Here is a 24,997-nt window from a genome sequence, read left to right on the forward strand (position 1 = left end):
ATATTTATCCGCCCTTGGATACCGGTTTTGCGCTTGCTTTATCTACGTTCTGCTCGTCCCAATATACTTGCGCGATCATATCTGCCAGAATTTTGGACGTTCGTTTCAGCTCAGCTGCCGTATTGTCAATGCCACCGATTTCAATGAGAATGCTGTTCGGGGAAAGCGTTTGGTTATATTCTCCATTGTTGCCTCCTCCGCCATTCTTCCCCCACACCCCGCGGGACACTCCCGGATACTTCGCTTCCAGCTTTTTGTGAATTTTTGCAGCAAAGGCTTCATTTTTACGCCAATTCGGATTCTCATGCCCGATAATAAAATATACCTTGGCGTAACTCTGATCACCGATGGTGGTTGTCGTTTTTTTATGCCGCTGGGAATCGCGGTGAATATCAATTAGATAGGTCAGATCGTCATTCTGAGCAAGCGCCGCTTTGACAGTCTGTCTGGAATATTTATAGGAAAAGTTCCAATTGTAATCTTTGATTTTCGTTTGATAATCTTCCTTCGCATGCTCTACTCCGACGCCCAGCTTCTCCAAGCTATCCGATAGATAGGTTCCCACTTGAAAAACATTACCTGTCGCTTTACCGGAAGATGGATTGTCGCTATCCGTGCCTAGCAGTGGATTATATCCTTCACGCGGATGCGAGTGATAGATAAGGACGGATTTTTTCGTAATGGCCGGATTCCCCTTGTCTTGCCCATTCCCTTTTGCTGGTGGATCTTCATCGACTGTACCCTTTCCCGGATCATCCTCACTGGAAACGTCTGGATCATCCTTACCCGGAGGAACATGCAGTTCACTTCCTGGCTTACCTTCACCTGATGAGGCTGTTTCTGTCAGGCCTGGACCTGGCTGATAATCTTCAGGTGCTTCTGCCTTGGTATTGCCAGAGCCTGGTCTAAGCAGAACGGGCTGATTTGCACCCATGCCTGGCATTTCACGTGCGATTAAACTTTTGGGATCTTGAGGATTCACATTGGTGAGTAATTGAAACACAAAAGAAGTTAGATTTTCACCGGAAATTGCAGTGTTCTGTTCCTTTTGAGTGAGATGAGGCACTTCCATACCCAACATGTCCACAAAAAAGCGGCTTGAGACTGAACCTGCAAATCCTTTCATGGAAGAAACCGGGGAACTATTCAACCTTTTCTCCGCCATGCCTCCGAGCCCGAGTGCAACAAAAAAGAGGGCAGATATGATCATAAGCAGCAACAGTGTACGGCCCATGGCCAGCACATGCAGACATCTTTTTTTCCACTTACCAATGTTCCATGCCAATATCTTGTTCATTCTTATGTCTCCTTCCCTTGCAGAACAACTCTTATACTTCAACTCTATGAGAGTATTCAATTTGATAGAACAGGAAGTAGAAAGATAAAGTGAACAAAAAAAGAAAGTCCGATAGATTCGGACCTTCTTCTCCGTTCCATATTAGGGGATTCGCTCTAGTGTGTGTAAGCCGCAACGTTATCAGGGTTTACTGCTTCGTGAAGAGCCGCATTAAGTCCGGTTGCAATGACATTCGCTATTCCTTCAATGAACTCATCAATTTCTTTCGGAGTTACGATCAGGTCATGTCCGAGCGGTTCAAGCACTTCTTTTACCAGACTCAAACGATCCTCTTCACCGATGTCATCGAGCATACCCATGATTTGTTTTGTCTGATCGGTTTCCTGACGAAAGTGAGAACGCATCATTTCGATGACGTTGTTCACGATGGTCGAAGCATAACATACCGTTGGCACACCGATGGCAATGCAGGGAACACCCAGAATTTCCTTCGTTAATCCACGACGTTTGTTACCAATACCAGAACCAGGATGAATCCCGATATCAGCCACCTGAATCGTTGTATTCACTCGTTCAAGTGAGCGGGAAGCGAGCGCATCAATGGCGATAATGGCATCAGGACGGGTACGCTCAACAATGCCCTGCACAATGTCACTTGACTCGATTCCCGTTGTACCAAGCACACCCGGAGCAATAGCACTGACCTCACGATATCCAGGCGCCACCTGATCCGGTACCAATTCAAAATACTGCCGGGTAACCATCAAATTCTCTACAACCAACGGACCAAGAGAATCTGGAGTTACATTCAGGTTGCCGAGACCTACGATCAGTACCTTGGAATCCTTGCCGATGCCCGCCTTGGTCATAAACGCTTCCATTTCTCGTGTGAATTCGGCGGCTACCCGTTCCTGCAGTTCAGTATCTCCGTTGCGAAGGGAGGGCACCTCAAGTGTGACATAATGGCCTTTTACACGCCCTATGGCTTTCGCTGCTTCATCATTCAACACATCAATCCGTGTAATCGTAATGCCCTCTTTCTTATCTACATCCTCACGTAATCCGGGGATCGTCTGTTTCTGACTGCCTTGTGCCATTTCTTTGGAGTCAATGGCCAAATCGGTACGTACGGTATAATTTTGTAAATCCAGTGTCATCTGTGTCCCTGCCTCCCTTATTCCATTTGAGCATATTGTGTGGGAAAAAGGCGGGCTTTATGCAACATACCAAACAACGATGCAAAATCTGTTGCAATTTACATGCTAGCGTGATAGAATATTTTAAGTTGTGAAACGTTTGTATTCATGCGAATGCCTTACAGGAGGTGAATGTAATGCCAAACATCAAATCCGCTGTTAAACGCGTAAAAACGAGCGACAAGCGCCGCGCACTCAACGCTTCTCAGAAGTCTGCACTCCGCACAGCTGTTAAAGCTGCTGATGCTGCTCTGGTAAGCAACGAAGTTGACACTGCTAAAGCTGCGATTCAAGCTGCTTCCAAAAAGCTGGACAAGGCTGTAACTAAAGGTCTGGTTCACAAAAATGCAGCTGCACGCAAAAAGTCTCGCTTGGCGAAAAAACTGAACGCTCTTTCCGCACAAGCGTAAGAAGCGTTACTTATACGAACCAATGGAAAAATCCTGAACAGCATGGGCTTTCAGGATTTTTTAGCATCTGTTCCGCCAAGTAAAAGAACATACCATAAAAAAACAACCTGAACATCTCTGATCATCTGTTGAAATATCAACAGATGGAGAACTCTCAGGTTGTTTTTTTGTTTTTGCCTACGGCTATGCTCCAAGTCTTAACAAAAATAACTCCAGGCCAAGAACCTTATCCACGGCTCCTGTTTTCATCTGATAATCCAGCTCACTCAAGTGACTCAAAATCTTTCGCAACCGGTCAGCATCGAATTTCCGAGCCTGTTCCCCGGCAATTTTGATAGCGTACGGATGCAAGCCAAGTTGACTGGCGATCTGCTGCTGTGAGTAACTTTGTTGCCCAAGTTCCTTGACCTGAATCATAATACGGAACTGCCGCGCAATCAGCGCTGCAATCTTGATCGGTTCTTCACGTTGCTTCAAAAGTTCATAAAAGAGTGCAAGTGCTTTTTCTAACCTCAGATTAGCCAGTTCCTCCACAAGTGCAAATACGTTCTGCTCCGTGCTACGAGCCACCAGTGACTCGATATCTGCGCGGCGAATCGTTCCTCCGTTTCCTGCAAACAAACAAAGCTTATCCACTTCGGCAGATAACCCTTGCAGTCCCGTTCCAGCATAACTGATTAGCGTATCTGCTGCCCCAGCTTCAAAGGTTACCTCTCTCTGTTTCGCGAGTTTCACAATCCATTGGACCAATTCTTCTCCACTTAGCGGTGCAAAGGCCAACACAACCGCTTGTTTCTTGGCTGCTTTTACTAGTTTCTTCCGCTCATCCAACTTATCTCCTTGCGCCAAAAAAACGATCGTGCTGTAATCAGCGGGATTATCCATATATGTAATCAAGCGATCCACCTGATGCTCTATTTTGGATTCCTTTCCCGCGGTAAACAAACTGGTGTCCCTTACAATAATCAATTTGCGCGGAACGAGAAAGGGAACCGTCTCTGCTTCTTCCACAACAACCTCGATCGGTGTTTCGGAGAGATCATAGGGAATAACCGCAAAATCCTGATGCTCCTCTTCAATAACATGCGTTTTTAACATCTCTGTGAACTGCTGTATCTGGTACTTCTCCGTTCCATACAGCACATAGATTGGCGCAGTTTCTCCGCTGCGTATTGCCTTTGTTGCGCTTTTTACATCCATCCACCGTGCCTCCTTATCCCTTTTATCCTACCAGAAAATACACAAGACAACAAAGGGACCTTCATCCATGTATGGATAAAGGCCCACTGTTCTGCATCTATATAAACGCAGGCACAGCCATTCTAGAAATAGCTGGCGTGCGGTCATACGACGTCAGTTGTTGGATCAGAGATAGGACGTTCTTTAGTTAGATCCAGTATATGCTTGTTCATTAGAAAAGGTTCTCTCTAATTGCCCTGCAGAAACCTTATAATGGAGCTATTTCGCAGGTGATACATTAGATGAGGTACTGACTTTGAAGGTATCCTTTGTAGTCGCTCCGTCTTTGTCCATTTCATAATTGAACTGCTGGCTGTCTTTGGACCAACTTCCCGACTTTAACGTACCTTCTACACTCCGTTGCTCAATCAGATTCAGAACATCCGGATCATTCGCAGATTTCGCATAAATACTTAACTGGTCACCGAGTAGCATAACAACATAAGAACCATCCGGTGATTTCCATTCTTTTGTCCCTGTCGGTGCAGCGATTCCCTGTTCAGGAGCCATTAGTCCCTGCTGACCTCCAGTGGCACCCGATTCCGTTCCAGTTCCTGCATTGTCAGTTTCACTGCCTTGAGCCGGGGTATCCTGGTTTGGAATGATCGTTTGAGCCGAAAATGTCTCGTCGAGCTCATCGTTTGATTCGGACACACTTCTTCCATCCTTGTCATTAGGAGTGGAGGCACTACCTTCACTTGTATCCGGCTTTTTCTGCTCCGTTCCCTGACCTGAATCCATGCTCTTCTGAGTATTACCAGAGTCAGAAGAAGGACTTGAATTTACCTCTTGCTTGCCTTTGTCTTGAGATGACGGCCCTTCTGCGGAAGGTTTTACTGACTCTTGATCACCTGGAGCTTCTGGAGTTTTAAGTTCTGTTCCGTTGCTCTCGTCAGGTTGATCCGCATTCGGTTGCATTGAACCTTCCGTCACCGGATCATTTGACGAGTCAGGCGCAATCGCACTGCCTTCTGCTTGGTTCCTTATGTCTCCTTGATCGCTTTTCAGATACATCCTCTGTGCAGACTGCTCTTCACTGTAGCTATCTTGCGGTGCCCCCGAGCTCATAAGCATCGAATCTGCATTCTCAATCTGCTCTGGCTGATATCCCCAGATGGCAAATCCCAATACAACAGCCGCGGCCGCTGCACCCACAGACATCCGTCCCACCATCGAATTAAGCCATTTGGTTTTCGCTTTCTGCTCACTAGAACTTGAGCGCTTTAGACTCTCAAATGCCGCAGGGACAGGACTCATTTCTTGCACGGTACTGCTTTGTTCTTTTCGCGCTTCGTCAATCGCATCCAATTGAGGCATAATCGCATCAACCAGACTGAACTTCGGGCTTACTTGCGGCAAATCTTCCAGTTCCCTGGATAGAGCTCTGAGCATACTAAAATTTTCGGCGCACTCCGGACACTTGGCCACATGCTGTAGCATCTGCGTCGTTTCCGCCTCGCCCAGATCATGATCCAGATACCGGTGCATCCATTCCACCACCTCTTCGCATTTCATCCTGTCACACCACCTTTCTGATACTCCTGTAGTAGATTTTGTAACTGTTGTCTGGCTCTAAATAAGTAAGACTTTACCGTATTTAGCGGAAGATCGAGACAATCCGCAATTTCGTTATAGGATAAATCTTGCAAATATCTTAGAACAATGACGGTCCGATGATGCTCTGGCAACTTGTTGATCGCATCTTGAATGTCCTTGGCTACATAAGTAGACATCACTTCAAATTCTACATCCTGCTTATCCTGAAAAACCATTTCATGCTCATCTATGGACACCGATGGCTTGGTTCTTCTGAACTTGTCAATGCAGATATTCGTTACGATGCGTTGCACCCAGGTTTTGAACTGGGCTTTTTCTTCATAAGAATTAATCTTGGTGTAAATGCGGATCAACGCTTCCTGCGCAGCATCCAAGGCGTCCTGTTCATTATTTAGAATGTAATATGCGGTCCGATAGACGTGCTGTTCAATCTCCCGCAATAGGGTAATTAGAGCGTCGCGATCGCCCGATTGAGCGGCTCTGATGAGTTCCGGCTCTACCACAAAGGATCCCCCTCTCCCTGCAACCTTACTGACGTAATCATCGATAAAATTGTTGCAAAGTTAAGTATATTTTAATTTTCCATCACAAAATAACGGCATATGTATAAGGGCCGCCGAATCTTATCTTAGAATAACAGAAAATGCAAACGTAGTCATCAAACGTCTGACATCACGAATTCCAGTACTTACACGACTCAAAATAAATGCAACGGCATACATTATGGTTAAGTACTTTTAAAGGCCTAAAAATAAAAAAAGTCGAAATTTGTCCAAATTTAAGCTTTTTTTAATGCATTTTTCATGAAAATGGTGTATTGTAAATTTACATTCATAAGACGAGGTGATGAGCATGCCAGCTCTAGCGAAAATTCAACAATTAAAAGAACAAATGCCAAAGGAATATCAAAGCATTTCCCACTTTGTGGAGCACGCTTTGGAATCAATCGACACCCTGGTTGAGGAACATCGGAAATATGTAGCTGCGCAGGCGTTATACGGCGATAAAATCGTCGGATCGGAAGAACGCTTGTACAGAGAAACGGTACTGGATGTCAGAGCACAACTACTGGCGACACTCGAAAAAACCGTTGAAGACATTTTGCACAAAGGTGATAAACATTGGGATAAACATTTCAAGGACGGCGTGGAATAATTCAATATTCCCATTTATATTCAGTAATCAGAACGAATATGAAAAAAGCCCTTTCTCTTAATTCTCTTTTGAAGAGAGTTATGGAGAACAGGGCTTTTTCTTGTGTTTATAGTAATTAACAAAAGTTGAGCTGTATGATGATTCGAAAATTAATAGACGTTCATGAGCTTTCCATTAAGGAAACCCAAAGCTCTGATCCCCGAGGTGCTTGAGTATACCCAAACCTCAATCTTCCCTTTTGAAATTGTATCATACGTAATATTGTTTGGAGCTCCCCATGCCAGACGTACTTGTGTGGTGTTCATCCCTACGGCTACTTCACCCGCGATTATTTTCTTCCATGTAGCCGAAGACCAATTAAATTTCTTATAGGGATCGTAGGAGAAAAATTGATCGGAATTCGCTAACATCTCGGTAACCCTAGAAGGGGAAACGCCTGCAAAAGCAATGACTGTTTTGCTCTTGGCATTACGGAAAACGATAGAGTAGCTTCGATTACCGTAATTCCCTTTTTCAATTTGAATATCTGTGATAGTTACTTTACTAAAACGCTGTCCCAAATAGGTAGTATTGTTAATCCAATAAGACTTACCAATAAACCGACTTAGATTGCCAAGCTCTTGTTTCTTAATCAAAGCAAGTGTGTCTTTCGATTCTACTACAATAACAGAATTTCCAACGAACACTTTGGCCTGTTTCAACGTAGCATCCCAATTCACCTGTATACCTGCAACCTGTTTTAACAACTCCGCAGGAAATACAGTCTGCCCGTTGATTGTCTGTACCTTGCCTTTCATTGTAACTGCTTTGTCATTAAACTCCGCTACCGGGCTTCCCTTTGTTAATGTGATGAGACTGTCGCCCATCTGAACCTTAAATTGATCGCCTTGAACATCGATTTTGGCCCCCAGTGTTTTAAAGACAGCTTGTACAGGCAAATAGACATCTCCGTTTAAAAGTTCAGCCCCTGTCAAACTCTGCTCGGTATTAACTGTAAGTTGAAGATTGGAAGACTTATCACCTAACTTTACTGTTATGTTCGTCGTTCCTATCCCCGTTGCTTTTAACTTACCATCCTTTTGCAATTGTGCAATCTGTGGTTGCTCTATTGTAACTTCCTCGGGTAAAGGGGTACGTTTCGTTTTGAACCCGTTGCTATAATTCTCCTGAACAGTAAGTGTGACTGTATCCCCGATATTAGCTTCGTTCGTAGATGCAGTCAGCGTCACTTGACTTAGTTCCGGAGCCGATAATGACATCACTTTGCCATCTTTATATGAAACCCATGTTCCATCCTTTAACTGTGCATATAATTCATCAAAATCAAAAGAATACACCATACGAGACACATTACTTAACCCCGATAATTGCTCTTCTTTATATTGGGAAGATCGTTTATAACTCCAAACTGTTCCATCCTTTTTCACTGTGAGTAGTTTGTGTGTTCCTCCCCACCAAATCATTGATTGTACATCGTTCGTAACGGTAACCTGCTTTTCCTTATACAACGTAGTCACGACAACTACAGAACCATCATCTTTCAGCACCGCTGCATAAGAACTATTCATAGCAATCGCCTTACCGTTGGTTACATTGTCAGCCTTCTGTGGTTTGTTGTAATTATCGTAGTATATATCTCCCGAAGAAGACAAGGCACCATAGGAAGAATATTTTCCAGAATAGTCCTGATAAAAACTCACATCAATAATCGATTCCAAAACTTTATTCTGCTCACGGAACGAATATAGATCCCCATTCTCAAGAAGTACTAATCCATTTCCATATACCTTCTTAATTCCTTTAAATTGTTTCGTTACAGGTTTATCTGGATTATCCTTATCCCACCTAATAACCTGATCATCTGCAGTCCATCCATATATAGAATAACTATCTAATTTTGAAATGCCAATCAGATTACGATTTTGTGTCCATGTTCCGTTAATATTGTTTTTAGACCAGATTGTGCCGTCATCCAGCAAATAGTCATTCCGATCAAGAATTGAAGTAATGGTACGACCGGAATCAGACAAGGCGAATGAAGAGGGTAGTCCAGCCATAAGACTGAAAATCGCCATTCCAATCCAAAATGTTGCAATCTTTCTCTTCAATCCTTTTTTGTGTTTTTTAATCATATTATTAATACTACATTCTAACTTTTTTAATAATTCCATTCCGTAGTTTCCCCTTCTCCTTATGTATCTCAAAACAATTCATCTTTATTTTCAGCCCCTCCTAAGCCAAGCCTAATACTATTCGGCAAAAATAACCAAATATCCTTCAAGGTATCCTTCAGACTTTATGATTCCACTCTTATCTCGGAGCCAGCTTATACCGCACACTTATCTCTCCATCTTTCACGCTCATCTGTACCTCACCCATCTGGTCCGTCCGATAAATCCGGGAACCTACTGCTTCCAAACGTTTCATTACGTCTGGGTTGGGATGACCATAGGTATTGTTAACCCCTGCAGAGATCAGTGCAGATTTGGCATTCCAGTACTGAAGCCATGCTTCTGAGGATGATGTTTTGCTACCATGGTGGGCGACCTTGAGTACATCTATAGATCGATGTGATTGTAATCGCGGTACGGTAACCACCGTTGAAGAACGATGATCTCTGCCATTGTCCGCTAGACTCCCCATCCATTCAGGCACAACTATATTCGTCTCGCTGTCCGCAACAGTTCTCCCCGATTTTTGAACGTCCTGCTGAAAAGAGGTCGCCAGCGAACCATCCTGAATGTCATACAGCACATCCTGTTCCGTTGCCGCTTCCATATCTCCGGTGAATAGCATAGACGTACCCGCCATCTCCAGCAAAAAAACAACCGACCCACCGTTCTGATTCTCAAGAACAGGCAGATCTCCTGTTGGATTAGGTCCACTCCGCTCTGGTGAGATAAAATATAAAGCCGTTTCTGAATCGGGCTTATAGGTCATGCCCTGATGTGTAGCGAATAGTGGGATTTGGCGTTGCACCGCTGTGTCCAGCAACTGATCGAATTTCTCCTTTCCACTCGTCGTTCCGTTAAAGATGAAGCGTTTCACTGGAATTTGCTCCAGTACAGCCTGAAGGCCACCGGCATGATCCTGATCCGCATGAGTCACAATGACAGCATCAAGCTGGTGAATGCCTCTCTTTTTTAATAAAGGAACAACAACTTTAGCTCCCACCTCATACGGATCACGCCTTGTTTTCCACGAGTGTTCGCTCCCCCCAAAGTTAACCGTGCCTCCGCCATCTACAAGGATATGTTTGCCTTCTGGTGTTGTTATCAATGTACTGTCTCCCTGACCAATGTCCAGAAATTGAACTACACCTGTTCCCGCAGGACGTGGCGTCTGATATGCCCACCATAATCCTGCTACAAAACTGACGGCAAGCACACCACATAACCATCGCTTCGCTTGGCTCATGCGTACTTCGCTATAGAAGGCTGCACCTCTAGATGTAAATGCACTTGCATACTCAGGCCAGGCGATACTTGCGCCAAGAGTAGAGAGTGAACCATGATCTGATGTTGCTCTTGGAGTAGGCAAGGGATCGGGCGCTGAAAGTTGCAAGCGATTGTTCGCTTTCGCTGTGTAAAGTGATTGAGTGTCAACAGACCGTGAAGAATTGAAGCCTAATGCTAGTGTAGAGCCCCTTTGTGTAGCACCTCGTGAAGACATATCAAGTGGCGCTGTATCCTCTTCTGCAACATGAATATTTTGGGGTATCTCACCGCCGCTCCGCTGATAGAGCAAATAAAGCAACACATATAAAATCACATAATAGGTTGCAATCCATAATAAGGAAGGTGTAGGCCAGATCATCACAAAACCTGGCAAACTGTTCATCCATTCCACACTGAGAAAGGTAAGTTGATTCAACTGAATCGCAATCCATGCCAGAAGTTTCGCAAGCGGAAGCCACACAAATGATAGAATCATCGCAACGGTACCTAAGGGAAGCACTACAGCACTAATCAAAGACACCAGCAAAAAATTGGCTGCAAAAGACAGCAACGAGAACTGATTGAAGTACAAAATCGTCACTGGGAAAGAAATCAGCTGCGCTGTTACCGTAACCGAAGCTGTCGCTGCCAGCGATTTGGGCCATTTGCTGAACAACCTGTTAATAAGCGGCATATAAATCATCAGTCCCGCCGTCACCAGAAAAGAGAGTTGAAAACTCACATTTAATAAAAAATAAGGATTCCACCAGAGCATGAGCAAAGCCGCTGCACTGATGATCTGAATACCATCTCTGGCCAATCCGCGTTTCGCCATATACAGACCGATCATCGACATCATACCTGCCCGAATGACCGATGGAGAACCGCCCGAGAGCAGTACATATGCTGGCACGAGAACCAGCACAATCGTTAGAGCTGTCTCTCTTGTTAATCTCAGCCATGATAAAAGCATGAGCAATGAAGCCACATACACTGCAACATGTGTACCCGAGATGGCGAGGATATGAGTTAATCCGAGCTGTGAGAATTGACCGTACGTACCTGGATCAATATCCTTCGCCATTCCGATGATCAGACCTTTCATGTAACCGGCATGCGGTTCAGGAAACAACCGGTCCACCGCCGAACCGAGCAGTAGTCTTGCCGAATCTGTCCACCGTAGAATGTTTATTTTCCCCAGCCCTTCAGGAGACGAAGCATGAACCGAACTGGCCCCCTTCACTTTGACCATCCAATGGATATACTGCGTCCTTAGATAGCTACGATAGTCAAATCCCCCAAAATTCCTGGCTTCACCAGGAAGAACTATCGAGCCTGACAGTTTCAGCTTATCCCCTCGCTTCCAAGATGCTGCTGTATGCTGTTCCTGCTCTTCCATTAATCGGACTTGTACAATGACTCTTTCATTCATTTTGTCCGAAGTCGCTTGTGACTTTAGTGATTGCAAGGAAGGATCTGGCGAAGAATCTTGATTCTTGACTTCCTTATCTGTCTCTTCATACAGCCTAAGAGAAGAAACCTGCATCTCAAAACCTGCCCGATCCCCGTCAACCTGCACATCCGATACAAGTTCCCCTTCAACTTGAACATCTAACCCATCAATTACGTCAGTAGATCGATGTAAATATGCTGGCAATGTACTATAATTACGAAAATCATTCCACTCCCACTGTATTAAACCACCTGCAAAAGCAATAACTAAAAGAAGAATCGACCACCCACGAATATTCATGAAACGAAGTAAGAGTGGAAGACATGCCATCGCCCCGACTACTCCCCAAAATAAAGTCCATCCCTCCGTCAATAAACACGCCATGCCACTACCGCACAACCAAAAAATTGTAAAGCGAAGCAATGGTCTGCCTTTCATTCCGTCCCTCTCCCTTCTGCTCATCTCCAAGGCAATAAATACACAAAAACCCCCGAAGCCCATTCAGGCTAGCCGGAGGTTCTTCCCCATACGTATGAAACTAATTAATATTGAAAATAAAAGATATCCCAGGTGTCATCTGTTCTGACATGATCTGAATCATTTAACCTGTTCTATATAAGTTCTTGCTAATTGCTTACGGTCATCATCGTCTCCCGTGGAGGCTGGTAATTCTCCAGTCTACGGAACGAAATGCCTTTCTGATGCATCATATTTTTTACTTTACTCGTATCTTTGGGATATGAGCGATGAAATACAATCTCCGTAACACCACTGTTCGCCAGCATGTTGGCACATGTCCAGCAAGGCTCATCGGTTACATATACAGAGGAACCTTCGCGGTCAATCCGATCCGTGAATAAAAGCAAATTCTGCTCCGCATGGATGGTACGAATACAGCGTTGCTTTTTAACCATTTCTTCCTGTCCGTCCGTGACTACAAGTTCATATTCTTCCGATATCATGCAGCCTGCCTCAGAGCAATCCGCCACTCCCATCGGTGCTCCGTTATAGGCAGTACCCAGCAACTTTTTCCCTTGAACCAGCACAGCTCCTACGTGCCGGCGCGGACAACGGGAACGTGTCGATACCATATAAGCAATGTCCATAAAATACGTATCCCAGTCCTTGCGAAGCTCTGTTGCACTCATGCAGTTTTCTCCTCTCGCCTTGAACCTATTACTATTATGCTGAACTTTTAACGAATCTGTACATAGGGAGCCATCTTCTCCAGCATCTTCATGCCTATGCCCTTCACCTTGGTAAGATCGCTAACTTTGGCAAAAGGACCATGCGCATTGCGATAATCCACAATGGCCTGAGCTTTCTTCTGTCCAATCCCCGGAAGCTCCGTGAGTTTGTTGACAGGTGCCGTATTCACATCGATCTTACCGTGATCTGCCGTCTCACTGGTTGTTTCGTCAGCTGGTTTAGATGTTGCTTCTGCTTCAGATACAGATGAACGGCTTTCATTCACCTGAGCCTGTGGTTGAGCTGGTGAATTGCCTGACACAGCAGGAGCAACATTAGGCTCCCGAACCTTCGACTCCTGTGCTGGAGCTGCGTCGTCCAATTGCCTACCGCTCACCCCACCTTTAGGCGCAGCATCAGCTACATTCTCGGGAACCAAAGCAGCCGACTGTATCGCAGAAGAATTCTGCTCACTTGTCGGCTGATTGGAGCCGAGCTGCATCGGTTCCCAGCCGCTAGGTGGCTGTTCACTTTTGCCCGACCATAATATTAGTACACATCCAACCACTGCTGCAGCAATGGACAACGCTTTGTTCCGTCTCATCTTCCGCACACTCCCTCATATTCAAAATAGAGATCATTTCGAACACGGGCGGTGCTTCCGAACCGTTTCATGATTTCGCTTATCTAAGTTACATAATTTCATGTCATGTGAACCAGACCCTGATGCATACAATAGAGGGAAGAAACTGCGCCATTACCGTAAAGCATGAAAGGAGGCCTAAACCAATGAAGGTTGGATTTATCGGAACCGGCAGCATGGGCAGTCTGTTGATCTATGCCCTGATCCAATCCGGTGCACTCGAACCCCGTCAGATTGCAGCAAGCAATCGAACCCCATCCAAAGTACGTCAGCTTTCCCTCCGTTATCCAGGGCTGCATGAATCACAGAGCAATCGGGAAACAGTCATTCGCAGCAACATCATCTTCCTGTGCGTGAAACCGCTGGAATTCAGACATGTCATTGATGATATCCTGCCTGTTGTGAATTCCAATCACATAATTGTCTCGATCACCAGCCCCGTGCAGCTGCGCCATCTGGAATCTTCGCTTCCTTGCAAAGTCTCCAAGGTTATCCCCAGTGTTACACATCAGGTCGGCAGCGGAGCAAGCCTATTCATCCATGGTGAACGTATGACGGCAGAAGATCGCTCACTGCTCGAAGGCCTAATGAGTCATATCGGCAAACCTTATCAAGTGGATGAAGCCTGCACTCGAATCACATCTGACTTCTCCAGCTGTGGCCCTGCATTCATATCCTTCTTTTTGGAGCAATGGATTGAAAGTGCTGTGCGCTTGACAGGTATCAAACGTGCCGACGCCTGCGCCCTTGCCGGTGAGATGCTTCTAGGTACAGGCAAACTGCTCACTGAGGGAGGTTATACTCCACAAGAACTTCAAGCCCGTGTCGCCGTACCTGGCGGAATAACCGCTCAGGCACTTGCGCTGCTGAGAAACAACCTCGATGGTGTTTTTGATAGTCTGATCCATACAACACATGAAAAATACGATGAAGATTTAGTCAAACTGGATGAGGTATTCCGTGCCAGCGAGATTAACCGGCAACAATATTAACCAGTTTGCCTGGAACGGCAATGACTTTGCGAATAGTCTTGCCTTCCAGCGCCTGTTTCACAGGTGCAAGTTCCATCGTGTAGTCCTGCATTCCCTGTGCATCCAGATCCTTCGCGATCGTCGCACGAGTTACAATTTTGCCGTTCACTTGAACTACGATTTCCACTTCTGCATCCACAGTCATGGACTCATCGTATGCAGGCCAAGCCACGTAAGAGATTCCACCCTCGTGTCCAAGACGATTCCACAGTTCCTCTGCCATATGCGGCGCCAGAGGTGACAGCAATTGAACGAAATTCTCCATCGCTTCGCGAGGCAGCGTCTCTGCTTTGTACGCGTCGTTGATGAAGATCATCAATTGGCTGATCGCCGTGTTGAAGCGCAGATGTTCCAGATCTTCCGTCACTTTTTTAATCGTTTTGTGTGCTGTGCGTTTGAACTCGTCGGTTCCACCGTCAGCTGTAATTTTCTCATTAATCGCACCAGTATCTTCGTTAATGAACAGGCGCCATACGCGTGACAGGAAACGATACATTCCCTCTACCCCGTTTGCGTTCCAAGGTTTAGTCGCTTCCAGAGGACCCATAAACATCTCATAGAGACGCAGTGTATCTGCACCGAATTCGTTAACAATCTCATCCGGGTTGATGACATTACCGCGAGATTTACTCATTTTCTCATTGTTGGTTCCCAGAATCATACCTTGGTTAACCAGCTTATGGAACGGCTCTTTCGTGTGTACGACACCCAGATCATACAGCACTTTGTGCCAGAAACGAGCATACAACAAGTGTAGTACAGCATGTTCTGCCCCACCGATGTACAGGTCAACTGGCAACCATTGCTGTTGTTTCTCTTGTGAGATCAGTTCCTTGTCATTGTGCGGATCGATAAACCGCAGGTAATACCAGCAGCTTCCCGCCCATTGTGGCATCGTGTTAGTTTCACGGCGAGCTTTCATACCCGTTTCCGGATCAACCGTATTTACCCAATCGGTCACGTTTGCCAGTGGGGATTCCCCTGTACCTGAAGGTTTGATCTGGTCAATGTCAGGCAGCAACAGTGGCAATTGATCTTCTGGCACAGTCTTCATCGTCCCGTCCTCCAGATGCAGAATCGGAATCGGCTCTCCCCAATAACGTTGACGGCTGAACAGCCAGTCGCGCAGACGGTACGTTGTTTTTCCTTGTCCTTTGCCGTTCTCTTCGAGCCAAGCGATCATTTTCGCCGCAGCTTCTTCATTGTTCAAACCGTTCAGGAAATCGGAGTTCACATGTGCGCCGTCACCTGTATACGCCTCTTTTGTAACATCTCCGCCGGCAATGACTTCAATGATATTCAGGTCAAACTGCTTCGCGAATTCCCAGTCACGTGCATCGTGGCCTGGAACAGCCATAACAGCTCCTGTACCATAGCCAGCAAGTACATAGTCAGCAATCCAGATCGGCAGCTTCGCTCCGTTAACCGGATTAATCGCGTATGCACCAGTGAACACACCTGTTTTGTCTTTTGCCAAGTCCGTACGTTCCAGATCACTCTTACGCGCAGCCTGCTCCTGATAAGCTTTTACTGCCTCACGCTGTTCTTCGGATGTAATCGCGTCAACCAGTTCGTGCTCTGGAGCCAGAACGGCAAAGCTTGCACCGAACAATGTATCAGCACGGGTTGTGAATACTTTGATCACTTCTTCACGGCCTTCGATGGCAAAAACCACTTCAGCCCCGGTCGATTTGCCGATCCAGTTACGCTGCATATCCTTGATGCTTTCCGACCAGTCCAGCTCTTCCAGATCTTCCAGCAAACGCTCTGCGTATTCCGTAATTTTCAGTACCCATTGACGCATCGGTTTACGTACAACCGGGTGTCCGCCACGTTCACTCTTACCGTCAATAACCTCTTCGTTCGCCAGAACCGTGCCCAATGCTTCACACCAGTTCACCGGCACTTCATCGACATAGGCCAACCCTTTATTGTACAGCTGAATAAAGATCCACTGTGTCCATTTGTAATACTCAGGGTCTGTTGTACTGATCTCACGATCCCAGTCATATGAGAATCCGAGAGATTTGATCTGACGACGGAAATTGTCAATGTTGCGGAATGTGATATGACGCGGGTGCTCCCCCGTATCCAGTGCGTGCTGCTCTGCTGGCAGACCAAAAGCGTCCCAGCCCATTGGGTGCAGCACATTGTATCCACGCATCCGTTTGTAACGGGATACGATATCCGTTGCAGTATATCCTTCCGGGTGACCTACGTGAAGTCCTGAACCGGACGGATATGGGAACATATCCAGTGCATAAAACTTCGGTTTGGACGGGTCCTCACCTGTTTTAAACGTTTTGTTGTCATCCCAATATTGCTGCCAACTTTTCTCCATCACTTGCGGCTGATAGCCGTGCTTCGGCTGATGATTCTCACTCATCTATAATTCCTCCTTCAGGTTATACGCGCTATATAACAACAAAAAAACCTCAGCATCCCGTAGCGTTTGCAGCGCTAGGGACGAGAGGTTGAATTCCCGTGGTACCACCCTAGTTAGCGGACGAACGTGCTTCGTCATCCACTCCCTTTAGACCTGTAACGGCGGTTAACCGATGCGGATTTCCAGTCCTGCACCCAAGGCATAGAACTTTGTAATCACCGCATTTCTCCAAGGCGAGTTCGCAAAATACTGTCAATCGGCTTGCACCAACCGCCGACTCTCTGTCATGTACAGCACCCACTACTGATCCTTATCATCGAAATATGTATACAATATAGGAAGCATTATATAAAAATGCAAGCTCAAAGTCAATATGACATGTCACAATCTCTTTCTCACAAGTCAGACTTTATTGCCCTTCACATGTCAACTGGCATTCTCACATTTTTCTAAACCGTTCAATGCCTTCCTGCATATTACGGATCGTAGATTCAATATGCTCCTTGTTATCATACTTACGGTAATCACATTCAATTCGGAGCGCAAGATCAAAATACAAATCATATAAACTTCTGCGCTGCCGCTCGTTCTCTGTCTCAACCTCACGTCCATATCCTTTGAGAAAACCCGGAGTATAGTTAAAATGACTGAAATAATGCTCCATGAGCGGATCGCCCCATAATGAGCGTTCAAAATCAATAATGGCCGTAATTTGCTTATCCTGGACCAGCACATTGCCATCCCACAGATCCCAGCTAATCAGGGAAGGTTCTGTCACTTCATCCAGTGCATCTGATTTCTCATCAATCAACCGTCTCAGCTCATTGTAATCGATGCCGATATCAACTCCTGCCTCTTTACCATCTGCAAGCATATCATGCATGAGCATCAAGAAAGCTTCTCTCCACGTCGCGCGTTGTCTGTCCTTTCCGGAAAAATAACCAAACCGCTCTCCCTTAATCTCGTTAATTCGCTGGTTGTACCAGCCTAACTGCTGTTCAACCACTTCCTGATCTTCGGCAGTAAAATCTTCTTTCACCTGGTTGTATGGAACCCCGGGCATAAACTCCATAATGAAATACTGCGCGGGAGCCATGAGTAGTGAAGCATCATATGCGAGTACCAGAGGCACAGGAACATCCTTAAGCTCAGCAACAAGCTGGAGTGCTTCCACTTCAGCCGTCATTAAATCCTGTTCACAACGCATCAGATTGGTCGTAGCCGCAGGTGCGATTTTTAGAACAACTTTTCGTCCATCGTCAAGAAAAATTTTATAAGCATGGTTTGCCCAGCCATCGATCATTTCCTCGTAATCTTGAATCGTTACAGCAAGGTGATGCTTAATGATCTGATCCAGCTGTTCTTTGGACAATCTCGTTTTATATGTACTTTCCATCTCTACAACTCTCCCTGTGATTGGAATATAATTTGCATGTTAAGAAAACGCTTTCCTTTTTTCATTCATTATGTCTCTCTTTGCTTCAAGCGGCAATACTTTTTATCATATATGTTCAAAAAAACTGCCTCGAGCAACATACTTACACGTTGCACAAGGACAGTTTCATATTCATATGCATATAAATTAGTTTAGCGTCGCTCATTATAATTTTCTCTTTAAACAATCATTTTACAGCCACGTAGAACAGACGCTGTGCGTGATCTCCAGCTTCTTTCCACTCAAAGTCTGCATACACCTTCACATCCCGGAAACCCGCTTTGCTTAATTCAAGCTTCATCCAGTCCGGATCATAAGCGCGTTGCGTATGAACTTCTTCGAATCGCTGATACGTATCTCTGTTGCCCTCATCCAATCTAGAAAAAATGCTCAGATGATGCTCTATCTCACATCGCTCCTGATCAAAATCGCACGTCCAGATATATGAGACCGAGCGTTCGTCTAACACAAAAGGCTGTTCCTCATCATACCGAATCAATGTATTTGGATGGTGTACATCAAACAGAAATGTACCTCCTGGCTTCAGCATTTCATACGTACGCTCGAATGTTCGAATGACATCTTCGGATTCCAGCAAATAGTTCACGCAATCGCAGAACGAAATGACCGAGTCTACAGGTTCAGGCACTCTCCACTCCCGCATATCCTGCTGTACCCAGCGTACACTGCCTTCCCTGTACAGACGGTGTCCCTGAGGTGTCGCTTCCATTTTGCTACGCGCAACAGATAACATATCTGCGGAGAGATCAATACCCGTCACTTCAAAGCCAGAGTTCACCAGCGGGATCGTAATGGACCCCGTTCCGCAGCCAAGCTCAGCCACACTTTTGGGCATGCCATGTTGTTCCCAAGCTGTTCTTGCAAACCTTATCCAGTCCGGATAAGGCATATCTTCCATTAATTCATCGTAAACGTAGGCAAATTTCCGGTAAGACATGTCGGCACCGCACTTTCAATTTCATTTTCCTCATCGGATTGGATCAAAAATTCAAACTAAAAAGCAGGGCTTCCGGTGTTTACCCAGTCTGGCCCTGCTTTACTTAAACCGATGCATAAAGCATCGGCTCCATGATACATGCAATATTTCAACCAAAATGAATGCTCTAACTCGAAACATCCATGCTGTATTCGGCTATGCCTCGCCTGTGTCTACTTCTCTTCCTGCTGTGATTTTGGCGCAGAATCAGACAAGTACGTCCAGTTTTCCTTTTGTACCACCAATCCATCTTTCATCAGCTTACCGAGAGCACGTTTGAACGCGGATTTACTAATGCCAAAACGTTGCTTGATAATATCTGGCGGTGTCGCATCGGAATACGGCATGCCGCCCATAGGGCGCTCTTTCATAAAAGCAAGCAGCTTGTCTGCGTCTTCGTTACGCCCAACTTCTTTACGTTGTGTCATCGCCAAATTTACACGGCCGTCTTCACGCACCAGCGTAACCCGACATTTCACCTTTTCACCCAAACGAAGCATATGACTGCGCTCCGAAGAATGGATCATGCCAATCGCTCCAAAACCAAGCACACCACCATCAACAAGTACAAATGTACCCATCTGAAGCGGCTTGTACACCAGAGCTTCCACCCACTCATTCAACCATGTGGTTGGCGCGTGGAAGGCAAGCGGAGCAAGTTCACGTTCTCCAGCCAATTTGGCACGCAGACGTCCTTGCTTATCATGCTCCATGATCACGAACACCTCATCCCCAACTTGGGGACGCAGTTCTTCAAGTTCAGGCAACTCACGGATTGGAAGCAACAACTGGCGACCAAGACCCATTTCCAGGAAGCAGCCAAGGCGCGGATGCACATCAGCTACGACCAGTTTAGCCATCTCACCCAGCGTGAGGTAAGGTTTTTTCATCGTAACAGCAAGGCGGTCTTCTGTATCAAAGAATACAAAAACCTCCAGCGTTTCACCAATCTTGATATCCCGAGTCAGCTCGGTGTAGTGAAGCAATACATCTTCCGATCCTGTCGTCAAAAAATAGCCAAATGGAGACACTTCACGTGAAACCGGTAGCGAGACGACTGTTCCTGCAATCAAACTCATACCGTTTCCACCACTTTGGCATCAGACCAGAGACGCTCGATATTGTAATATTCACGCTCATCGCGGTGGAATACGTGAACCACGACATCGCCAAGATCCATCAGCACCCAGCGTGCAGAGTCCATGCCTTCAATGCCTTTAATTGTCGCACCAGCTGCGTGAGCCTGTTTACGAATCTCTGTAGCAATCGCCTGTACCTGTGTATCGGAGTTACCGTGGCAGATCACAAAATAATCGGCAACCAGTGAAATATTGTTCAGGTCAAGTGCTACAATGTTTGATGCCTTTTTATCGTCAGCGGCGGTAACCACCATGTTCATAAGTTCTTTCGATGATACTGTCATGAACCAACCTCCATAATCTATAATTGTGCAATCAAGTCATTACGTGAGAGCACCGTAAGCGGGTAGATAACACGGCGCTGGGAGAGCAATAGGCTGATCGTCGAATCAAAACCGGCAATCAAACCTTCCTCCAGACTGCGCTGAGCCTGCTCACGAATGTACTCTACACCCGGGAAATCACGTCCCGGCTCAATATAATCGGCAAGGCATACCACTTTGTCCAGCAGGCTCATCCCTACCCTACCAGAAGTATGCCACCGAATGGCGTTAATAATCTCTGAATCGGACACACCATAATCCCGTTCAGCTACAAAGGCACCCACTTCCGAATGCCAAAGCTGCTTATCATGATGTAAAAGTTCAATATTTAATCCGTTATCACGAATAACGGCTTCCATCTCGGCTACTGGCCAATATTTGGCCACGTCATGTAAAATCGCTGCTATATCCGCTTTTACCGGATCAGCACCATACTTTTCAGCCAAGACAACGGCTGATTCCATGACACCCTGCGTATGTTTCCAGCGCTTGGCCGGCATCTGTGCAGAGACAGCCTCGATTAACCCCTCACGGCTTAGTGCCATATAAACCGCTCCTTACAATGTATTGATGAACTGCATCCGGGATCATAAACCGCACCGAATGCCCCTTCGCCAGTCGTCTGCGTATCGCCGTAGATGAAATATCAACAAGAGGCATCTCGGCCAGCAGAACCCGTCCCTGCAATGCATCCGGTAAATCGTCCAGATGTAGCTGGAAGCCCGGACGTCCAACACCGATGAAGGTCATTTTGGACGCCAATTCTTCAATCTCTTCCCATTTGGGAAGGTAATTCACCATATCCGCCCCAATGATAAAATAAAACTCATGCTCAGGGAAACGGCGCCACAATTCACGCATGGTGTCAATCGTATAAGATACGCCGCCAAGCTCCATTTCGATACCTAGTACCTCATACTGAGTAGCTTGCTTCACAGCCAACTCAGTCATTTCCAGGCGTTGTTGCCCCGTTGCACCTGCACTGGGTTTGTGAGGCGGGACATGAGAAGGCATAAACCAGATTTCATCCAGAGCATGCGAATCCCTTGCCGCTTCTGCTGCCAGCAGATGCCCCATGTGGATCGGATCAAACGTACCGCCCATGATGCCGATCTTCACCCGCGCCACGCTCCTTATCTTGGAAGTTCGATTTGTTTATTGTCACGTGATTCTTTGTAGAGGATAATGGTACTCCCAATCACTTGTACGAGCTCACTGCCTGTTTCACGAGCTACCTCTGCAGCAATTTCATTTTTATCATCAAGGTTATTGTTGAGCACTTGAACTTTCATCAGTTCGCGCTTCTCAATGGCCTCTTCGATGTGACGGAACAAATGCTCATTCGTGCCCCCTTTACCAATCTGAAACACAGGGGTCAGATGATGTGCTTGTGACCGCAAAAAGCGCTTTTGTTTACCAGTTAACATGAATACTTCATACTCCTTATGTTGAGCAGGCCCTGCATGTAGCCCAAGACTGATTCAGAGCCTGGCCGTTCAATTATTATTTTTCAAAACTATCCAGTACTGCTCGTCTCATCGTGTCAACAGGGGCGGGAATGCCAAGCCAGTGTTCAAATGCAACGGCCCCTTGATAAACAAACATTCCGAGTCCGCCATGCACGGTGCATCCGCGCAAACGGGACTCACGGAGCAGACGGGTTTCGAGCGGGTTGTATATCAGATCGCTAACAGCTGCCTCTTCGCGAATCCATGCAGGATCAACTGGAACATCATCCACATGTGGATGCATGCCCGCTGCTGTCGTATTAATAACGATATCTGCCGTGGCAAGTACAGCTTGAGCATCCTGCATCCCGTTGCCGGAGATGTCTCCCAGACCATGGCTTCGCAGATCCGTAGCAAGAGTAAGTGCTCTGTCAGCTGTGCGGTTCAGGATGCTGATCTGTTCGGGCTTTTCCAGAGCAAGCGCATAGATAACACCTCTTGCCGCGCCGCCTGCGCCAAGAACAGCGATCCTTTTCCCTTCAAGCTGAGGAACAGCCTCTTCTTTCAACGAGCGCACATATCCGATTCCGTCGGTATTGTACCCTGTCAGCTTGCCATTTTCGTTCACGATCGTATTGACTGCTCCAATTAAGCGAGCACTGTCATCGATCACATCGAGGTATTGCATCACCTGCTCCTTATGCGGAATCGTGACATTAACACCACGATAACCCAAGGCAACAATGCCACGAATAGCAGCTTCGAGCTGATCAGGCTGCACATGCAGCGGCATGTACATTCCGTGCACACCTGCTGCTTGCAAAGCAGCATTATGCATGGCCGGAGATTTGGAATGAGCAATCGGGTCACCCATTACACCCAGCAGTACGGGAAGTGAAGAATTGAACTTATTTTCTGCTGACATCGATACGCCTCCGATCTGATCCGTTGTTGGAATTAGGTCCCGCCATCCAAACTAGATCAGGGAAGGACGAATCTGCACCCGAATGCCTTTTGGAACATGGACAGCCACTAAAGCACCCTTATCTCCGTTAACCTTGATCCAGCCCAGACCAGAGATGAATATGTCCGACTGACTGCCACGTTTAATCCGGAATTCATGTCTCGTCCATTCCGGCATCTCAGCGGCATTCTCACGGGTTGGCGGAGAAAGCAATTCTCCGAGGTGATCACGGTACAGATCATCTGCCCGTTCCAATTTTGTCCGATGAATATCCAGCGCAGTGCTGATAAAACAAGTGAACGATTGGCGATCCCCTTCAATAAAATCAAACCGGGCCATCCCACCGAAGAACAGTGTCTGACCGGAATTCAATTGATATACCGCAGGTTTAAGCGGTTTCTCAGGCATAATTGCAGCCAGATCCTTACGGGATACAATTTCACTGAAGCGCCAAGGATACACAATTCCCGGCGTATCAATAATATATTTTCCATCGTCTAGCGGAATGTTCACCATATCCAGTGTCGTTCCCGGATAACGCGAGGTCGTCAGTTCCTGTTCCAGATCGCTGTAGTCTCGGATCAAACGGTTAATCAGTGTCGATTTACCGACATTGGTTCCACCGACAACGTACACATCCCGATCTCCACGGTACGTGCCAACAAGCTCAAGCAGACGGTCAAAGCCTTGGTTTTGCTTCGCACTGCAGAGCACAACATCTACTGTCCGCAGGCCTTGTTCTTTGGCTTGCTTTTGCACCCAGTTCCGAACTTTGTTCCAGTTGGTAACTTTAGGCAACAAGTCCGTTTTGTTCACGGCAAGCAGTACCGGATTGTTTCCAACAAAGCGTTGCAAGCCAGAAATAATACTGCCGTCAAAATCAAACAAATCAACGATATGAATGACGAGTGCATCCTTATCCCCGATTTTGCTGAGCAGAGCCAGGAACTCGTCCTGATCCACCGTTACAGATGATGACTCATTATAATTTTTGATACGGAAACAGCGCTGGCAGATGACCGGTTCACGGTCAAGTGCTTTTTCTGGAAGATATCCGGGCAAATCCGGATTTTCCGTTTGCAAATTCACGCCGCATCCACTGCATCTTACGGCAATATTGCCGTTATGCGGTTCTGTCATTTCTTCTTTTCCTCCTCAAGCCATAAGCCTTTCTTACGCAAATTCGACAGGGCAATCCGTTCTACTCTCCGATTAAAGCGAGTCATAAAGCCCTCATCTCCGATGGAAATGGGCAGCACCAGAACCGTATAGAGTCCAAGTCTGTTCCCACCATAAACGTCGGTAAGCATCTGATCCCCTACAACAATCGTTTTTTCGGGAGCAAGCTCCATCATCTTCATTGCTTTACGAAACGGTACATTCGATGGTTTGCGTGCACTATGCACAAACTGGATATCCAGCGGAGTCGCAAACAGGGACACCCGATTCAGATTGTTATTGGACACAATCATCAGCTTGAATCCCACCTCTTTTACACGCGCGAACCATTCGATCAATTCTGGTGTAGCATCAGGTGCTTTGGCTCCAACAAGCGTATTATCCAGGTCAGTTATGATTCCACGATACCCTTGAGCGTACAGTTCATCCAAATCAATATCAAAAACTGTGTCTACACGCAGCTTGGGCATTAACATTTTAAACAAAGAAGTCACCTCAGTTTCATACGACACACTATATC

The 24,997-nt window shown here is 46.3% G+C and carries 23 protein-coding genes and 1 other annotated feature; of the genes, 3 read left to right on the top strand and 20 right to left on the bottom strand.

Annotation, left to right across the window (positions count from 1 at the left end; genetic code table 11):
* Positions 1-4: 4 nt before the first annotated feature.
* Positions 5-1,297 carry a stage II sporulation protein P gene (locus MKY23_RS19985; protein ID WP_339831665.1) on the bottom strand — a complete coding sequence of 431 codons (1,293 nt, stop codon included), beginning with the start codon at positions 1,295-1,297 and terminating at the stop codon, positions 5-7.
* A gap of 155 nt (positions 1,298-1,452) precedes the next feature.
* On the bottom strand, positions 1,453-2,454 hold the full coding sequence (gpr, locus tag MKY23_RS19990; protein WP_154887994.1) for a GPR endopeptidase: 1,002 nt from the start codon (positions 2,452-2,454) through the stop codon (positions 1,453-1,455).
* Positions 2,455-2,630: 176 nt separating this feature from the next.
* Here gpr and rpsT point away from each other — a divergent pair, with 176 nt between their 5' ends.
* On the top strand, positions 2,631-2,903 hold the full coding sequence (gene rpsT, locus MKY23_RS19995; protein ID WP_024628504.1) for a 30S ribosomal protein S20: 273 nt from the start codon (positions 2,631-2,633) through the stop codon (positions 2,901-2,903).
* A gap of 183 nt (positions 2,904-3,086) precedes the next feature.
* Here the strand turns inward: rpsT and holA are convergent, their stop codons facing one another.
* From holA to MKY23_RS20010, 3 genes are all read right to left on the bottom strand, one after another.
* On the bottom strand, positions 3,087-4,103 hold the full coding sequence (gene holA, locus MKY23_RS20000; RefSeq protein WP_308722836.1) for a DNA polymerase III subunit delta: 1,017 nt from the start codon (positions 4,101-4,103) through the stop codon (positions 3,087-3,089).
* Between the two features lie 258 nt (positions 4,104-4,361).
* On the bottom strand, positions 4,362-5,657 hold the full coding sequence (locus tag MKY23_RS20005; RefSeq protein ID WP_339831669.1) for an anti-sigma factor: 1,296 nt from the start codon (positions 5,655-5,657) through the stop codon (positions 4,362-4,364).
* On the bottom strand, positions 5,654-6,202 hold the full coding sequence (locus MKY23_RS20010) for a sigma-70 family RNA polymerase sigma factor (RefSeq protein ID WP_090914823.1): 549 nt from the start codon (positions 6,200-6,202) through the stop codon (positions 5,654-5,656). The genes MKY23_RS20005 and MKY23_RS20010 overlap by 4 nt, the downstream gene beginning before the upstream one ends.
* Positions 6,203-6,551: 349 nt before the next feature.
* On the opposite strand from MKY23_RS20010, the gene MKY23_RS20015 reads away from it, so the two are divergent.
* Positions 6,552-6,854 (top strand): hypothetical protein, encoded by a 303-nt coding sequence (locus MKY23_RS20015; RefSeq protein WP_090914824.1) that lies wholly within the window; start codon positions 6,552-6,554, stop codon positions 6,852-6,854.
* A gap of 149 nt (positions 6,855-7,003) precedes the next feature.
* On the opposite strand, the gene MKY23_RS20020 is transcribed toward MKY23_RS20015, so the two are convergent.
* The 4 genes from MKY23_RS20020 to MKY23_RS20035 form a co-directional block, all read right to left on the bottom strand.
* A complete protein-coding gene (locus MKY23_RS20020) occupies positions 7,004-9,025 on the bottom strand; it encodes a copper amine oxidase N-terminal domain-containing protein (RefSeq protein WP_339831673.1) in 2,022 nt (673 codons plus the stop codon).
* A gap of 139 nt (positions 9,026-9,164) precedes the next feature.
* The gene (locus MKY23_RS20025; RefSeq protein ID WP_339831675.1) at positions 9,165-12,182 is read right to left on the bottom strand and encodes a ComEC/Rec2 family competence protein; all 3,018 of its coding nucleotides are present in this window, start codon (positions 12,180-12,182) and stop codon (positions 9,165-9,167) included.
* A gap of 188 nt (positions 12,183-12,370) precedes the next feature.
* Positions 12,371-12,892 carry a deaminase gene (locus MKY23_RS20030; protein ID WP_090914912.1) on the bottom strand — a complete coding sequence of 174 codons (522 nt, stop codon included), beginning with the start codon at positions 12,890-12,892 and terminating at the stop codon, positions 12,371-12,373.
* Positions 12,893-12,939: 47 nt separating this feature from the next.
* The gene (locus MKY23_RS20035) at positions 12,940-13,536 is read right to left on the bottom strand and encodes a helix-hairpin-helix domain-containing protein (protein WP_261769235.1); all 597 of its coding nucleotides are present in this window, start codon (positions 13,534-13,536) and stop codon (positions 12,940-12,942) included.
* A gap of 185 nt (positions 13,537-13,721) precedes the next feature.
* On the opposite strand from MKY23_RS20035, the gene comER reads away from it, so the two are divergent.
* On the top strand, positions 13,722-14,567 hold the full coding sequence (gene comER, locus MKY23_RS20040; protein WP_123062606.1) for a late competence protein ComER: 846 nt from the start codon (positions 13,722-13,724) through the stop codon (positions 14,565-14,567).
* Here comER and leuS read toward each other — a convergent pair.
* From leuS to MKY23_RS20095, 11 genes are all read right to left on the bottom strand, one after another.
* Positions 14,548-16,992, bottom strand: coding sequence for a leucine--tRNA ligase (gene leuS, locus MKY23_RS20045; RefSeq protein WP_090914920.1), 2,445 nt, complete (start codon positions 16,990-16,992; stop codon positions 14,548-14,550). The genes comER and leuS overlap by 20 nt on opposite strands.
* 73 nt (positions 16,993-17,065) lie before the next feature.
* Positions 17,066-17,318: a binding site (T-box leader), on the bottom strand.
* A gap of 113 nt (positions 17,319-17,431) precedes the next feature.
* On the bottom strand, positions 17,432-18,388 hold the full coding sequence (locus MKY23_RS20050; RefSeq protein ID WP_339831679.1) for an aminoglycoside phosphotransferase family protein: 957 nt from the start codon (positions 18,386-18,388) through the stop codon (positions 17,432-17,434).
* A gap of 226 nt (positions 18,389-18,614) precedes the next feature.
* Complete coding sequence (locus MKY23_RS20055) at positions 18,615-19,385, bottom strand: class I SAM-dependent methyltransferase (protein WP_221788904.1); 771 nt, start codon at positions 19,383-19,385, stop codon at positions 18,615-18,617.
* Between the two features lie 212 nt (positions 19,386-19,597).
* Positions 19,598-20,503 (bottom strand): S1-like domain-containing RNA-binding protein, encoded by a 906-nt coding sequence (locus MKY23_RS20060; protein ID WP_090914926.1) that lies wholly within the window; start codon positions 20,501-20,503, stop codon positions 19,598-19,600.
* Positions 20,500-20,847, bottom strand: a complete 348-nt coding sequence (gene rsfS / locus MKY23_RS20065) for a ribosome silencing factor (RefSeq protein ID WP_090914928.1) — start codon at positions 20,845-20,847, stop codon at positions 20,500-20,502. Before rsfS ends, MKY23_RS20060 begins: the two co-directional genes overlap by 4 nt.
* A gap of 17 nt (positions 20,848-20,864) precedes the next feature.
* Positions 20,865-21,431 carry a bis(5'-nucleosyl)-tetraphosphatase (symmetrical) YqeK gene (gene yqeK / locus MKY23_RS20070; protein ID WP_154887983.1) on the bottom strand — a complete coding sequence of 189 codons (567 nt, stop codon included), beginning with the start codon at positions 21,429-21,431 and terminating at the stop codon, positions 20,865-20,867.
* A complete protein-coding gene (locus MKY23_RS20075) occupies positions 21,415-22,005 on the bottom strand; it encodes a nicotinate-nucleotide adenylyltransferase (protein ID WP_090914933.1) in 591 nt (196 codons plus the stop codon). The genes yqeK and MKY23_RS20075 overlap by 17 nt, the downstream gene beginning before the upstream one ends.
* Positions 22,006-22,019: 14 nt before the next feature.
* A complete protein-coding gene (gene yhbY, locus MKY23_RS20080) occupies positions 22,020-22,313 on the bottom strand; it encodes a ribosome assembly RNA-binding protein YhbY (protein ID WP_090914936.1) in 294 nt (97 codons plus the stop codon).
* A 76-nt stretch (positions 22,314-22,389) separates the two neighbouring features.
* Positions 22,390-23,259, bottom strand: a complete 870-nt coding sequence (gene aroE / locus MKY23_RS20085) for a shikimate dehydrogenase (RefSeq protein WP_339831689.1) — start codon at positions 23,257-23,259, stop codon at positions 22,390-22,392.
* 51 nt (positions 23,260-23,310) lie between these two features.
* Positions 23,311-24,438 (bottom strand): ribosome biogenesis GTPase YqeH, encoded by a 1,128-nt coding sequence (gene yqeH / locus MKY23_RS20090; RefSeq protein ID WP_154887979.1) that lies wholly within the window; start codon positions 24,436-24,438, stop codon positions 23,311-23,313.
* Positions 24,435-24,962 carry a YqeG family HAD IIIA-type phosphatase gene (locus MKY23_RS20095; protein WP_090914942.1) on the bottom strand — a complete coding sequence of 176 codons (528 nt, stop codon included), beginning with the start codon at positions 24,960-24,962 and terminating at the stop codon, positions 24,435-24,437. The genes yqeH and MKY23_RS20095 overlap by 4 nt, the downstream gene beginning before the upstream one ends.
* Positions 24,963-24,997: the final 35 nt, after the last annotated feature.

It is taken from the genome of Paenibacillus sp. FSL R7-0272 (assembly GCF_037969905.1).
Classification (GTDB): domain Bacteria; phylum Bacillota; class Bacilli; order Paenibacillales; family Paenibacillaceae; genus Paenibacillus; species Paenibacillus polysaccharolyticus.